Genomic DNA, 13,104 nt, shown 5'->3' with positions numbered 1-13,104 from the left:
TTACAAATGTCCAGACGTCATGATCCCGAAAACCTCGAACATCGATCACCCGTCTATCCTTTAAAGTACGTCCATTTAACGTATAGGCTACGACGAGTTTGATGTCTTTGGTGCCTGCAAGGTAGCTTTACGAGCTGATCATCAGAGCCACTGAGCGCAGGAAGTCGTACTGACTCGAAATCCGATGTTCCCTGGGTACCTACTTCTAGGCTTGCCACGGTTCCGGGAGGGTTATTGTTGGCGTTCCAATTAATCCTCAGCTGTGATCCTGCGCATGCAAATCGTGGTACGACGCTAAAGTCCTGTACGAGAGGTTGAACGACCTCCAAGCCGCGGTCGCGAGTAAACTTTGTACTGAATGTGGCGAATCGTCCGTTACTTGAGATCTTAGAAAGTGCCTTACGCCAACGAAACAAAGGTCCAGTGGCATCAAATAATCTCTCAACATCTTTCATATTCATATTATTTCGCTGTCCCCAATGCAAAGTAGCTCCAAGCTCTATAGCGTCCCTTTCAATTAACTGCATGAAAGGTTCCGTGCCAAGTATCTCAACAGGCATAGCGATTTCAACGGAGCAAGTACGTGGAAACTTTTGCATGGCAATCAAAGCACTGGACTGACTCATAAAACGCAGAGCAACCCACCCCCCGATAGCTAAAGGCTTGCCGGTAATTTTTCCACTCTCTAGTTCATTGACACGTTGAATAATCCTGTCGATGAAAACTACCAGATTCGGGTCAGTATGATCAAAAAAGGCTTCCAACGAATCTCCGGGAAATTGACATCCTACATTTTTATAATTGGTACCATCCATTAGCGCATAGCTTATAGCGGTGTATACCTTCTTTGGATCCATCTCTGATTCTATAAGATACTCGTTTATCCGGCGTATGACTTCAAAAAGATCATTTTCTGTAGCCCAATTACAAATAGCTGTGAGTGTCTTGCCCAGCGGACCTGAAGGCGCAATAGCAAGAAAAGATTTTAAAGCCATTATTAAGGCTTGGGCAACAGCAGCGACAGCTAAGGCCGCTATTACCGCCGCCGCTGCCACCTCCCTCACTCCCGGGGGAGTAAAGGGGTTTATGAATACCGCAACGGCCGCAGCAGCAGTCAATAAGGCTGTATTCCTTATACCTTCCAATTCTTTAATGAACTCTTGGATAGCCGCTTTGATCGGAGCATCGGAATTACAAATGATGTTCATGAATTCTTTCGACCCGTAAGCGTGTGAATTACCAGCAGTAGATGGGCTACCGCGTTCAGCACGGCCGCTAGGGCCGCTCGGAGGACTACCTGCAACAGCCAGCGGCAGAGCATTACGTAATATGATAATGCAGGTATGTTCAGATGTATTTTTCACCTGTGAGTTAGGACTCATCACGATATTGACAAAACGGTTATTGCTGAAATTCGGGTGGTTTGGATTATTTAACCATTGTTTTACACTGGACCAATTTTCCTTTAGTCCGGTTTGGTGAAGGGCATATTGACGAACGACACGGAGCACGACGGAATATATAATACCCATCCGGCCAGCAGCAACGATGACCGAGTTCAACATTTCGGCGTCACGAATTACCATGATGTCACCATATAAATTTTGGAGCAGCGCCTCATTCACCAATTGAATACCTGGTGCTAATTCGCGCTCAATCCAGAATTGCTGACCCTGCGGCCCAATGAGATGTACGGCTTGAACGGCATCGGCGATCGGTGGTAGATGTACGTCTCCGCCGTGTGTGCCGGTGGAAATAGCTCCTACAATAGTTTGACCGCCTGCCCCACCAAGCGTGGACATAGCCCATGGTCCCAGGTATTGTTTTAATTCGCCTGCGATGCTAGGGCCGGGATCCTCTTCTCCTTTATCAAGACGTGAGTAAAGCTCCCAAATTGTTGTTCCGGCCTCGACGTGGTAGAGATAAAATTTTGAGTGATCCAGCGGATCACTATCTTTGTAGGGAGTAACACCCTGGTCACCGAAGAAATGCCAAGCATCCGAGGTCATACATTTAGGGAAGACCTCATAGAGTGTCTTATTCATCTTGTTTAGGCGAGCAGGATTGCCTTGGTCATCTACTTCGGGGTTACGGGTTTCGACGAGGAATCCGTCGGTAACAGCTGCGTGTGATAGAGCCCAGTGACTGCCACATGCCCTGACTTCAGGTTTGGGCCCTGTTATATCTTCCGCCTCACGCACAGTGTTGATAAGGTCCTGAAGTGTTGTTGGATAACAATGACGTTCTGGTTTGGGCACGATGGCAGGAAGCTCTCCGTTGTCGTGTAAACGACGCCATTCTTTATCATCGCATAACATTGGATCTACCTCCAAATAGACTTAACAAATCCTTGTGGGTTATAACAATAGTTACCATAGGTATGTTTGCTTAAAAAGTAAAAGATTATTCATTACGGAATTATTATTTAAATTTTCCAACAGGACAGTTACAACATCTATTGTTCGGAAGTCAAATAGTCATTCTTACAACCTTAAAAATCTCTATATTAATTTAAAAAAATTTACGGATAACGTACATAATTTAACTAGTAGGCTTGACGTATTTCGAAATATAGGGGGGATCCAATAACCTTTCAGTTGGTTCACAACTCCGTATAAAAGAATCTCTGCTAGTTAATAATAAAACGGTTAAAACCGAGGAATACAGGAACAGTATCAGATAGACTGTAGACAAAAAATAAATGAATGAGGGATGACTATGTCTGATAATATTCTGGACGATCTTTTTCAATGGGCTTCCGAACAGCCTGAAGACCATCTATGCTCTGTTGATATCGCTATAGCAACTAATGATATGAGCAGAAATAACCTAGTTAGCTATGCCGAAGGGACAATTCATTTTGATCTAGGCAGTATTTCGAAATGGGTTAGTCTACAACCCCGATTTAAATCATACCAAAATGGGATTAAACAATATTTTAGTGATAGAAGACGAGGAGATTGTCCATTTGATTGTAATGAAACTGAACCTTTAGATGTATTAATCGTACCCAGGTTTTCAGTCAATAATATAAACTATATTGTTACAATGAAATCCTCAAAGTGGAACTTTGAGTTCAGCTTTGAACCAAGTTTTGATGTTGAAAGTGACATATTATATGGCGTATTTAACAAGACATTTATTACTATAAGTTTTTGTAATAAACGATCTGAACCTCCTATAAAGTAATATGACAAATAGCTTAAATTATTGAAAAATATGTAGATCACGTGTCCTCACGTATAGTTTAGTGATTGGTACTGAGATTAGCCAAGCCTTGTTTGATGCCACGGTGAAGATGGGCTTAGAGGGCATTGTCTCGAAGAAAATCGATTCAACCTAGACACTGTGATCAACGATCACACGCCGGGCTTAAGGTAAAGAATTACTATATAGGGTCCCGCCACATGCCCATCAATTTAACAAAACTAGTTTCCCCAAAAATGAAAAAAACGTTATTCTTTCAGTAAAATACTAGAAAAGGATTACGTTTCTTCATGGTTCTCTCGTTTTCTGAAGAATTACATCTATTCTCACAAGAATTACAACGTTTTCTATCTCCAATCGTCTTAAAAAAAATCGCCAAGCAAGTTGGTTTTGTGCAGCGATCGAGTAAGTATCAAGCAGACGAACTCATCGCTCTTTGCGTTTGGCTCAGCCAAGAAAATGCGAGTACATCTCTTACGCAACTATGTAGTCGGTTAGAGGCTTCGACAGGTGTACTGATAAGCCAATAGGGACTGAATCAACGATTTAATCCAGAGGCTGTCACATTTCTTCGAGAAGTTTTTACATCAATCCTCACCCAAAAGCTTTGTGCATCACAAGCGCTATCTTAGAAACGATCAATTTCATTTTAAAATACCTCCGCAGCTTCAAGTTCAAATAAACTTTCCAAGTCATTAATCGAAATTAAATTCCATCCATTATCGTTTATCTCTTTCAATTCCTTATCTAAATCTTTTTTAACACTTATAATAATAACCTCAAATCTTTCTTTTCCTTCCAAACAATTTCCCATAATTGATTTATTGGTTTCTCATCCCTAATATAAATATTAATATGCTTATTAACATTAATTGGTCGATGTTTAGGACTATCTTTCAAATAAATAAATGGAAAGTAGCAAATAGGGAAACTCACGAATTAAAGAATAATAATCAATAAGTTAGTGCAAATTATATTAGGTGCTAGAAAGTTATAAGGAGGCAATGATATGTCTGATAAAGTTAGAGTTTGTATTGATAAAGTTCCACAAGATTCTTATAAGGAAATAGCAGCCATAAACCAATATCTATGGGAGCCGGGACAATCAATTCATGTCCGTTTCATGGAAGGAATACCGGAAGTACAAGAGAAGGTTAAAAAATATGCAAAAAAGTGGGAAGAATACGCAAATATTAAATTTGAATTTGGGAATAATCCTGATGCCGAAATACGTATTTCTTTTGATGAAAATGATGGTAGTTGGTCCTTAATAGGAACTAATTGTAAGGAAGTAGACAAAGATAAAGCAACAATGAATTATGGATGGTTAAAACCAGATACTCCTGATACAGAATATTCAAGGGTTGTTTTACATGAATTTGGGCATGCCTTGGGATGTATTCATGAACATCAGAATCCTACTGCAGAGATACCATGGGATAAAGAAGCTGTTTATCGTTACTATATGGGCCCCCCAAATAATTGGACTAAAGAACAAGTAGATAACAACCTCTTTACTAGATATAGTAAAGAAATCACAAGCTTTACAGAGTTCGACCCGACTTCTATCATGCTCTATTCCATTCCAAATGAGCATACTATTGGAGACTTTGAGGTTGTTGGAGGTGTTATACTCACCGAAAAAGACAAGGAATTTATTCAAAAACTCTATCCTCATTAATATTACGCATTAAACTTGAACATATTTTTACAATCACTGGTGTCTTGGAGAAATTTCCATTATTTAAGGAGAGTAAAGCATGTCCATAATACGATTCGATGAGTTCCAAGATTTCAATAAAGAGCTTATAGCTATGCAGCAACAACAAGCATTACAACGTTTTATTGAACGTTCAAGTCAACGAGAACGAACAGTTGAAAACCTAAATAATAAGAATCCTACGGAAATAGATACACCAGAACGAATTGCTATTCGAAAGAAATTCATAAACCCTCGTGATGGACTAGCTTTTGAACGGGTATTTGGGGAGAATGATTTATTTCCTATTTCTTATTTTGAGGCAGGGCTTATAGCAGCAAAGCCTGTCTGTAGAATTGAGGTACGTGATAGAATTGGTCGAATTCTTGGACACGGTACAGGTTTTCTTGTTTCGTCAAAATTATTACTAACAAATAATCACGTATTAGAAAACGAGGATTCTGCTCTTTTTAGTGTTGCACAATTCAACTATGAAATGGACCTTGATCAAAAGGAACGTCCGATTAAAAGCTTCCGATTTAAACCAAATACTTTATTTATTACCGACCAAAAATTAGATTTTACTTTAGTAGCTATAGAAGAGGTCTCAGCGGATGGAACAAAATCCAGTGATTTTGGATTCTTACCGTTACTTCCTCAAAAAGGGAAAGTTTTACTTGGTGAATATGTATCAATTATTCAACATCCTTCTGGTGCTCCGAAGGCTATAGCTCTTAGAAATAACAAAATAACCGATATATTTGATGATTATATTCACTACTTGACAGATACACAGCCAGGATCTTCCGGTTCTCCAGTGTTTAACGATCAATGGATAGTAGTTGGTCTACATCATGCCGGTGTTCCAGATCCTAATGATAATACTAAGTACATATCCAATGAGGGTATCAGAATTAGTAGTATTTTAAAATTTGCTATGGAGTCAAATTTAAGTGATGAAAAGAAAGCGTTAATTGATGGGATTGTTAATAATAGGGAAAGCATTGATACAAAAGCAGAGGAATGGCAAGAATTTTCAACTGGTTATGATACTAAATTTCTTGGCGACAACAATGAAGTTCCTCATCCAAAATTTCGTTCTGACCTTAAACAAGACATAGTAACACAGAGGAACGATGACACTGTGTTAAACTATACACATTTTTCAATAGTTATGAGTAAGTCCAGGCGTCTATCTTATTATACAGTAGTTAACATTGATGGAAACAAGCTAGTGAACATTGGTCGTGAAAATAAATGGAACTTTGACCCACGTATTGAAGAAAAATACCAGTGCGGGCCAGAACTTTACGATAATAATGATATTGATAAAGGACATCTCGTACGTCGAAGAGACCCTGTTTGGGGAGATAATGCAAATGAGGCAAATAAGGATACATTTCACTATACGAATTCTTCTCCACAACATAAAGATTTAAATCAGAAAACATGGTTGGAATTAGAAGATTATATTTTAGAAAACGCTGATAAATTTAATCTGAAAGTTACAGTGTTTACAGGTCCAGTATTTCGGGGTGACGATATAATCTATCGAAACGTTCAAATACCTGCAGAATTTTGGAAAGTTGCTGTTATGGTTAAGGAAAATGGGGAATTATCTGCGACTGCCTATTTGCAAACTCAAAAAAATTTAATCGATAATTTGGAATTTGCCTATGGAGAATTTAAAACATACCAAATAAAAGTTTCAACTATTGAAAACTTAACTGGTCTCGACTTTGGAAACCTAAGAAATCACGATCCAATAGAACGAATTGAAACTACTGCAGTAGGTCGCGTTATTAATAACTCTAAAGATATACTTTTCTAAGTAATGTTTAAGGATAAACTAACAGAGGGGATATCAAACTCCCTCTGTTTCCGCATTCTAACATGATATAAGAGGTAAGCTTTTTTAGAAGATAAATTAATTACATTGGAAGGTAACGAGGGTAAAACCAATAGCTCTTTGTATTATCTGTTTTATGTATTCTGTGCAAGCTTGCCATTTGATGAATAAAGTTTACCTTTTAAAGATCAGGTCAATATTCTACTAAATCTACACCATTAATAAGTTGAATATTAAGACCTTGAACATACTGTCTTGCTGGTTTTGTAAATTGTGCAGTAGTAATTAATTATCCACCTTTAGTATTTTGTTTAACCATATTAGAGTGAAGAATTGCTGTGGTATTTTGTAACTTACAGTCCAAATCACAGTCAGGGTATCAATGAATTGGTAAGCTTCCTAAAATACTCTGTAGACACTCCTTGCGAAACACACAAAATGTATAGTTTATTAGTCGCTGAACTTGAAAAAGAAATTCAAAAGGCTAATAAGAAGTGGAGAAACATGGCAAAGAGGTTGAAAAAGTGAAAACTAAAAACTAAAAACTGAGGCTGCTGAACCAATGACAAAAGAAGAAGTGGATGCAATAGATATCACTATAGATAACGCAGATACACCATCAACAGAAGATGTACTTTAAGTAAAATTCTTTTTTGTCTCAAAATATAAGAATACTAGTGGCAATGAGATACTAATTAAAAAAGCCTCTAAGATATACCTAGAGGTTTTTTCGGTCCACGGAGCCCTGGAAAACCGTAAATGGAGTTTCCCCAAAAATACATTACAATAAATAAAAGAAATTGATTCAAGAAAATGTAAAATTATTTTTATTTTTTTATTCCGTCTCACTACAACAAGATTACTTGTCGTTTTGAGACAGGTTATTTTGTGAACTATTAACTTCCTATAATCAATCTTATGTAAACTAGATAAATTGTAAACTAAAAAAAGGGTAATCTAATGACTACCCTTCTACATATATTTTAACCTTGTACGTTCTCTTTTTCGTATAACTTAGCACAGGCGTATGCTATCGTCTCCCCTGTAGGATTCATACCAAAATGCGAAGAAACCAATTGCTCGCTTGTTAATGTTTTGCACATCTCTTTAGGTTCAATTGGTGAAATGTTTTTTACAAACCATTCCATAAAAGCATTTCTTTCTTGTTCATTCTCAAATTTGTTCTCCAGCATCCTATAGAATCCCGCAACACTGTTAGCCCACTCTTCTTCTATGTGAGAAGGCTTTGATTTACACCAGATTATAATCTCCTCTAAGGTCAACCTCGACATAGGGGCTTCAGAATGACACTTTTTACATAGCAGCACAATATTGTGAATTTCGTCTTCACCACCCAAACTCAAAGGGTCAAAATGGTGTTTTTCTAATTTGGATGCATTCCACATTGAAATATGGGACATAGAAGTCTTTGAATCAATAAACTTAGACTTACCGCAAGCAAAACATTGGGGATATTCTATATGAATATCTAGGGATTCCAAAACACTCATGCCATTATCACGAAAGTATGGTGTTTCCCCCCAATAAAATGCTACCTCAAAATTCTTGAAATCTTTTCTTTTTACTTTTTTCATTTGTGACAACTCCTTTTATATAATTGCCACCTTTAAAATAGTATTTTGTATTACCTTACTAGGTAATTATAACTCAAATCAACTTACATTAAAGGATATATTTTACAATCTTTAAATTTTATGTAAACTATCATACAAAAAAACAACCATCCAATCGATTTGACTAGATGGATTTGTTATTTAACCTCCGACAGTTAAATAACTGAATGGCTGGTTTTGTTAACCTATCTTTATTATAAATCAAGGGTTAAATTTGCCATCCCCCTACTCTCGAATCAATCATCAGAGCTATCTGGTACAACAGCAACGTTTCTATACTTTTTAGGTTGGTTTTCCAATTTTGCACGTAACTCATAAGCTTCATCATGCGTATAAAATGGGTCTGATACTTTTACCTCATAACCAACTTCTCCGTCTTCATTTACTTCGTTATACTCAACTCTAAACAATACCATCCAAAATGCCCCCTAATTAGTTATATTTGCTTATATAATCTACCACAATAATCCACCTCTATCAATTTATTCCACATATATTGCGTTTATTGTCAAAATAAAGCTAAAGAAATTTATGGTAATTCCATTACTTTTGTATTAGTATGTAAAAGTGTTACATAGTTCTTAATAACGAATTCAAGGGGAGAAAATGTGCGTAATAAAGGTATTTTATCATTGGTTGCAGTAGGTCTATTTACTTCATCATTGTCTGCAGGTGTTGTGAAGGCAGAAGGAAATGAGAACGGATTGGCAAGAAAAGCTATTGAACACCAGGTGGAAAAACCACTTCCAAAAGGTTTAGTGGATTCTAAAACGTTTAATCAACTTGAAAAAGAAGTAAAAGGTTCACAATCAAAGTCAGGCAAGGGTTATAGTAAAAAGAGTGATGATGACTATATTTTTGAAGTTGAGTACAATAACGACTTTGCTTCAGCAGATAACTCGTCATACGAAAAAGCAACAATTGGAAGATTGCTTCCTTTGTATGATGTAGATTTTTCTAAAGTGGTCGTTCCTAGTGATGGATTTTTGCTTGTAGCAGGAACAGCATCCTCATATGCTATTGATCTAGGATTTGCAGCAGTACAAAAAGACTATGTTGAAAATAGTAACTTAAAATATCTAGGTAGCGAATATGAAGATGGCGTTGAATATAGAGGATATGATGTTAAAAAAGGCACATACTATGTAGGTGTTTACGACCGAGATAATGAATACGATATTGATAATAATACAAGTGATGACATGTATGCTATCGCAACTAGATTTGTAGATGATGTTAAACCATCTAAGCCAACTGTTTATAAGGTTGATAATAACGACAAAGTAGTAACAGGAAAAGCAGAGGCTAGTTCTACGGTTACTGTTAAAAATGGAAGCAAAGTGTTAGGTTCTGCAAAGGCAACATCTAAAGGAACATTCTCTATTAAAATAGCTGTTCAAAAAGCAGGAACTAAATTGACGATCACAGCTAAAGATAGTGCAGGGAATGTGAGTTCAAGTGCATCGGTAACTGTTGTGGACGTTATTGCACCAAGTAAGCCAACAGTAAATAAGGTTGACAATAATGATAAAGTTGTTACGGGTAAAGCAGAAGTTAATTCGACTGTAACTGTTAAAAGTGGAAGTAAAGTGTTAGGATCTGCGAAATCAACATCTAAAGGAACATTCTCTGTTAAAATTGCAGCTCAAAAAGCCGGTACTAAATTATCTATTACGGCTAAAGATAGTTCAGGGAATGTGAGTTCAAGTACAACGGTCACTGTTGTAGACGTTATTGCACCAAATAAGCCAACAGTAAATAAAATAGATGACAATGATAAAGTTGTCACGGGTAAAGCAGAAGCTAATTCAACTGTAACTGTGAAGGCAGGAAGTAAATCACTCGGTTCAGCTAAAGCAAGTTCTAAGGGCAACTATTCAGTCAAGATTAAAGCACAGAAAAAAGGAACTACACTTTCAATAACTGCAAAAGATAAGGCAGGAAATACTAGTTCTAAGGCAACTACCAAAGTTGTAAAACATTAAGTTCAATATGAAAAAGGGGAGCCTGATGGTTCCCCTTTTTCATATTGGGGACCTAAAATCAGGTCAAAATAATATTCATATAAAGATTAAGACTAACAAAATTACTAGTCCTAGCTCCATTGATTAATTTCCCTCCAGGGAATTTATACCACCCTTTCCATGATATAGTAGTAGCATTAATTTAAAGAGGTGTATTAGGTGAAGTGGTTAAAAAAGAACGAAGAAAAAAAAGGAAAATTTATTTTTAGTGATTATATTACTGAATATGCCCTTATGTTTTTATTATTTGCTTTTGTGTCCCCTATCTTTGGCATTTTTATGGTTAAAGTGCTTAAATTAGGTAGTGCCTTTGCAGACTTAGGTGTTTACGGTGACTTCTTAGGTGGCTCCACCCTCCCATTTTTAACTATAATTACAATTGCATTTGTATATAAAACATTTAAGCTCCAAAAGGAACAATTGCAAACACAAAAAGAAGAAATGAGAATGACCAGAGAGACATTAGAAGAGCAAAATAAAACAGCTAGAATGCAGAGGTTTGAAAATTCTTTCTTTAAGTATCTTGAAGAGATAAGGGCTGATAAGGGAATCGATTATGGATTCGATGAACTTATAATAACTATGGCTGACCGCCTATCTACTACTTTAACGTCATACAAAAAAGAAATGAGTGATTTCCGGGAGGATAAACCAAGTCAATTTACAATTCCAATTCAAAATGATTATGAAAGGTTTTTTGACTATTATTCTTCTCTTGCGGATGCTTCATTGCGTCAATCAGGATTTTATTATAAGCAAGTTTATTCCTTCGCTCTCAAAATAAATAGAGTTTTTGACATAATATATCAATACAGAAGTAGCATGGAGAAATCTGAGGTTGAATTTTACTTAGCTTATTTATGGGCTGAAATTGATTTCTCTACATGGTCTTTGGTATTACTTCAGAATTGTATTATGGATCAAAGAACACAAATCATAAACGAATTGCAACTCGATAACTGGATCCACCAGTCGCCGGATGCTGGCCTTACCGCACTGGATCTTCATTTTATTTCTTACATAGTACATGGCGACCCTTATTATAGATATGTAAAATGATACAATTAATAGTATGAGCTCTGCCCATAAAATGTTTATGGGTCGATAAAAGATAACTAATAGGAGGATAAAAAGATGGCCCAGAACAATACACCTTTAACTAAAAACGAAGTTCAGAAATATCCCACATTTACTAATCACGAGGATGCAGCTACATATTTAAAAGAAAAGTATGGTGAAGATTTTAGACCTTATCGTAAACCTCTTATGCATGAAAAACGTCAAATGTTTTCGTATTTGTTAATACTCGACCGAGATAAATTTAATGAGCTTCAAGAATATTCTCGTAAGCGTGGCAATACAAATTTAGTTGAGCCATCACCAGAAACAAAAGGATTTACTAATTCTAATCAAACCATCTACATTTTTGAAGACGGTGAAATCCTTCCAGGATCAGCATCTGCTTATTAGAACCCGAATTAGCCGGTGAAATCGCGTTAAGCTATAAAAAAGACCAGTTTCATGTTAGCGACTTCTCAGGATTTAAGCCTACAGGTAAAGTACCTTTCTACGATTGGTTAAACGCCTAATTTTACGAGTTTACTAACAAGGGAGGGTGTTTATACTCTCTCTATCAAAAAACCGCTTAGGAGAGAGCCTGATGACGGATAAGAAAGAAGAAATGCTTGAAATTGCTTTTAAAATATCGGCAAAGGATTTATCAAGTTATTTAACTGATTTTCAGTTAATCGCTCATACTTGCGATGAAGAAATGGATACAGAGTGGGCTTCTAATACCTTAGAAAAAAATGCTCTATATAAGTATCTTAGTGAAATTTACTTTAAGACTGAATACTGGAAGCAACAAGAAGCTATGCAAAAGAGAATTTCAGATAAATGGAAAGAGACTTGCTAAAAAGGTTATTCAGCTACCAAAAAAAAATTAATCAGCGGGTCGACTAGTCTAGGGGGATTTAAATGAAGAAGATGTTAGGTATTGCGTGTTTGTCCGTCGTCTTGTTGTCAGCTTGTCAAGGACAATCAGAGCGTACAGGTGAGGCGGAATCAGAAGAACCGAAAAAAGAAGAAACTGAAATCATGGAAGAAGTAAAACCGACGTTTACGTTCGTAGATGTTGAGAAGCTGAAGAAAGCGGAATCCTTCGAAGAAGCTTTTGATAATTATTTTGGTCATGATAGGCATTTCACCGCTTATGCATATGGGGATGAAAACGAAGAGATTCTATTTGGTGGACCTATCAGAGAACTCGATTGGACACAAATTGCTGATGATACATTAGAGGTTTATATTGAAATGAAAAGAGGGGTGGATACGCGGGTGGAAATGATAGATTTCCTTCATTATCTGAAAGTTAGTGGATTGTTGGAAGTAAAAGAACCGACACCGAATGACCCAAATGGAGATGTGTTCAAGATTAGAATGATGGTTTATCCTGAGACGAAGCCTGGCATGAATACGCCAGAAGTTTTTCAAACGTGGGAAATCAGTAATAAGAAAGTTAAAGCCATGGATTTCAGCGATAAATCAGACATATTAAAATCCGCTAGTCAGTATGGAGAGTGGTGAAATAATCAGCGGGATCGTTGATTGCCGATATCAATGCTTCCGGAGCTCTCCTTTACAGTGTCTGAATATTTACTTTAAAATTGGGGTATGTTATCCTTATATTAA

General features: G+C 36.7%; 13 protein-coding genes and 1 pseudogene. 9 read left to right on the top strand and 5 right to left on the bottom strand.

The window, feature by feature from the left end; genetic code table 11:
- Positions 1-53 precede the first annotated feature (53 nt).
- Entirely contained in the window at positions 54-2,318 is a 2,265-nt protein-coding gene (locus J7J00_RS17635) for an FAD-binding oxidoreductase (protein WP_214792853.1), read from the bottom strand.
- A 400-nt stretch (positions 2,319-2,718) separates the two neighbouring features.
- On the opposite strand from J7J00_RS17635, the gene J7J00_RS17630 reads away from it, so the two are divergent.
- The gene (locus tag J7J00_RS17630) at positions 2,719-3,189 is read left to right on the top strand and encodes a hypothetical protein (RefSeq protein ID WP_214792851.1); all 471 of its coding nucleotides are present in this window, start codon (positions 2,719-2,721) and stop codon (positions 3,187-3,189) included.
- Positions 3,190-3,497: 308 nt separating this feature from the next.
- Positions 3,498-3,836 (top strand): annotated as a pseudogene (locus J7J00_RS17625) (IS4 family transposase); the annotation flags it as partial.
- A gap of 20 nt (positions 3,837-3,856) precedes the next feature.
- On the opposite strand, the gene J7J00_RS17620 reads toward J7J00_RS17625, so the two are convergent.
- The gene (locus tag J7J00_RS17620) at positions 3,857-4,009 is read right to left on the bottom strand and encodes a hypothetical protein (RefSeq protein ID WP_214792848.1); all 153 of its coding nucleotides are present in this window, start codon (positions 4,007-4,009) and stop codon (positions 3,857-3,859) included.
- A gap of 207 nt (positions 4,010-4,216) precedes the next feature.
- Here J7J00_RS17620 and J7J00_RS17615 point away from each other — a divergent pair, with 207 nt between their 5' ends.
- Positions 4,217-4,888: a M12 family metallopeptidase gene (locus tag J7J00_RS17615; protein ID WP_214792845.1), complete on the top strand. Its 672-nt coding sequence runs from the start codon at positions 4,217-4,219 to the stop codon at positions 4,886-4,888.
- Between the two features lie 79 nt (positions 4,889-4,967).
- The gene (locus tag J7J00_RS17610; RefSeq protein ID WP_214792842.1) at positions 4,968-6,737 is read left to right on the top strand and encodes a DNA/RNA non-specific endonuclease; all 1,770 of its coding nucleotides are present in this window, start codon (positions 4,968-4,970) and stop codon (positions 6,735-6,737) included.
- A 211-nt stretch (positions 6,738-6,948) separates the two neighbouring features.
- Here J7J00_RS17610 and J7J00_RS28930 read toward each other — a convergent pair whose 3' ends face one another.
- The 3 genes from J7J00_RS28930 to J7J00_RS17595 all read right to left on the bottom strand — a co-directional run bounded on the left by J7J00_RS28930 (position 6,949) and on the right by J7J00_RS17595 (position 8,805).
- Positions 6,949-7,041, bottom strand: a complete 93-nt coding sequence (locus J7J00_RS28930; RefSeq protein WP_214792924.1) for a restriction endonuclease — start codon at positions 7,039-7,041, stop codon at positions 6,949-6,951.
- Between the two features lie 697 nt (positions 7,042-7,738).
- Positions 7,739-8,350, bottom strand: coding sequence for an HNH endonuclease signature motif containing protein (locus tag J7J00_RS17600; RefSeq protein ID WP_214792839.1), 612 nt, complete (start codon positions 8,348-8,350; stop codon positions 7,739-7,741).
- 275 nt (positions 8,351-8,625) lie between these two features.
- Positions 8,626-8,805: a hypothetical protein gene (locus J7J00_RS17595; RefSeq protein WP_214792836.1), complete on the bottom strand. Its 180-nt coding sequence runs from the start codon at positions 8,803-8,805 to the stop codon at positions 8,626-8,628.
- A 192-nt stretch (positions 8,806-8,997) separates the two neighbouring features.
- On the opposite strand from J7J00_RS17595, the gene J7J00_RS28650 reads away from it, so the two are divergent.
- The 5 genes from J7J00_RS28650 to J7J00_RS17570 all read left to right on the top strand — a co-directional run bounded on the left by J7J00_RS28650 (position 8,998) and on the right by J7J00_RS17570 (position 12,999).
- On the top strand, positions 8,998-10,374 hold the full coding sequence (locus J7J00_RS28650) for an Ig-like domain-containing protein (RefSeq protein WP_214792833.1): 1,377 nt from the start codon (positions 8,998-9,000) through the stop codon (positions 10,372-10,374).
- 198 nt (positions 10,375-10,572) lie between these two features.
- Positions 10,573-11,472, top strand: coding sequence for a hypothetical protein (locus J7J00_RS17585; protein WP_214792830.1), 900 nt, complete (start codon positions 10,573-10,575; stop codon positions 11,470-11,472).
- Positions 11,473-11,547: 75 nt separating this feature from the next.
- Entirely contained in the window at positions 11,548-11,883 is a 336-nt protein-coding gene (locus J7J00_RS17580) for a PAZ domain-containing protein (RefSeq protein ID WP_214792825.1), read from the top strand.
- A gap of 190 nt (positions 11,884-12,073) precedes the next feature.
- Positions 12,074-12,328 (top strand): hypothetical protein, encoded by a 255-nt coding sequence (locus J7J00_RS17575; protein ID WP_214792822.1) that lies wholly within the window; start codon positions 12,074-12,076, stop codon positions 12,326-12,328.
- 62 nt (positions 12,329-12,390) lie between these two features.
- Positions 12,391-12,999 (top strand): hypothetical protein, encoded by a 609-nt coding sequence (locus tag J7J00_RS17570; RefSeq protein ID WP_214792818.1) that lies wholly within the window; start codon positions 12,391-12,393, stop codon positions 12,997-12,999.
- Positions 13,000-13,104: the final 105 nt, after the last annotated feature.

This window comes from Bacillus sp. ISL-4, assembly GCF_018613275.1.
Classification (GTDB): Bacteria; Bacillota; Bacilli; order Bacillales; family DSM-1321; genus Peribacillus; species Peribacillus simplex_E.
Note: the sequence above shows the minus strand (reverse complement) of the source record. Positions and strands in the feature narration are given on the sequence as shown.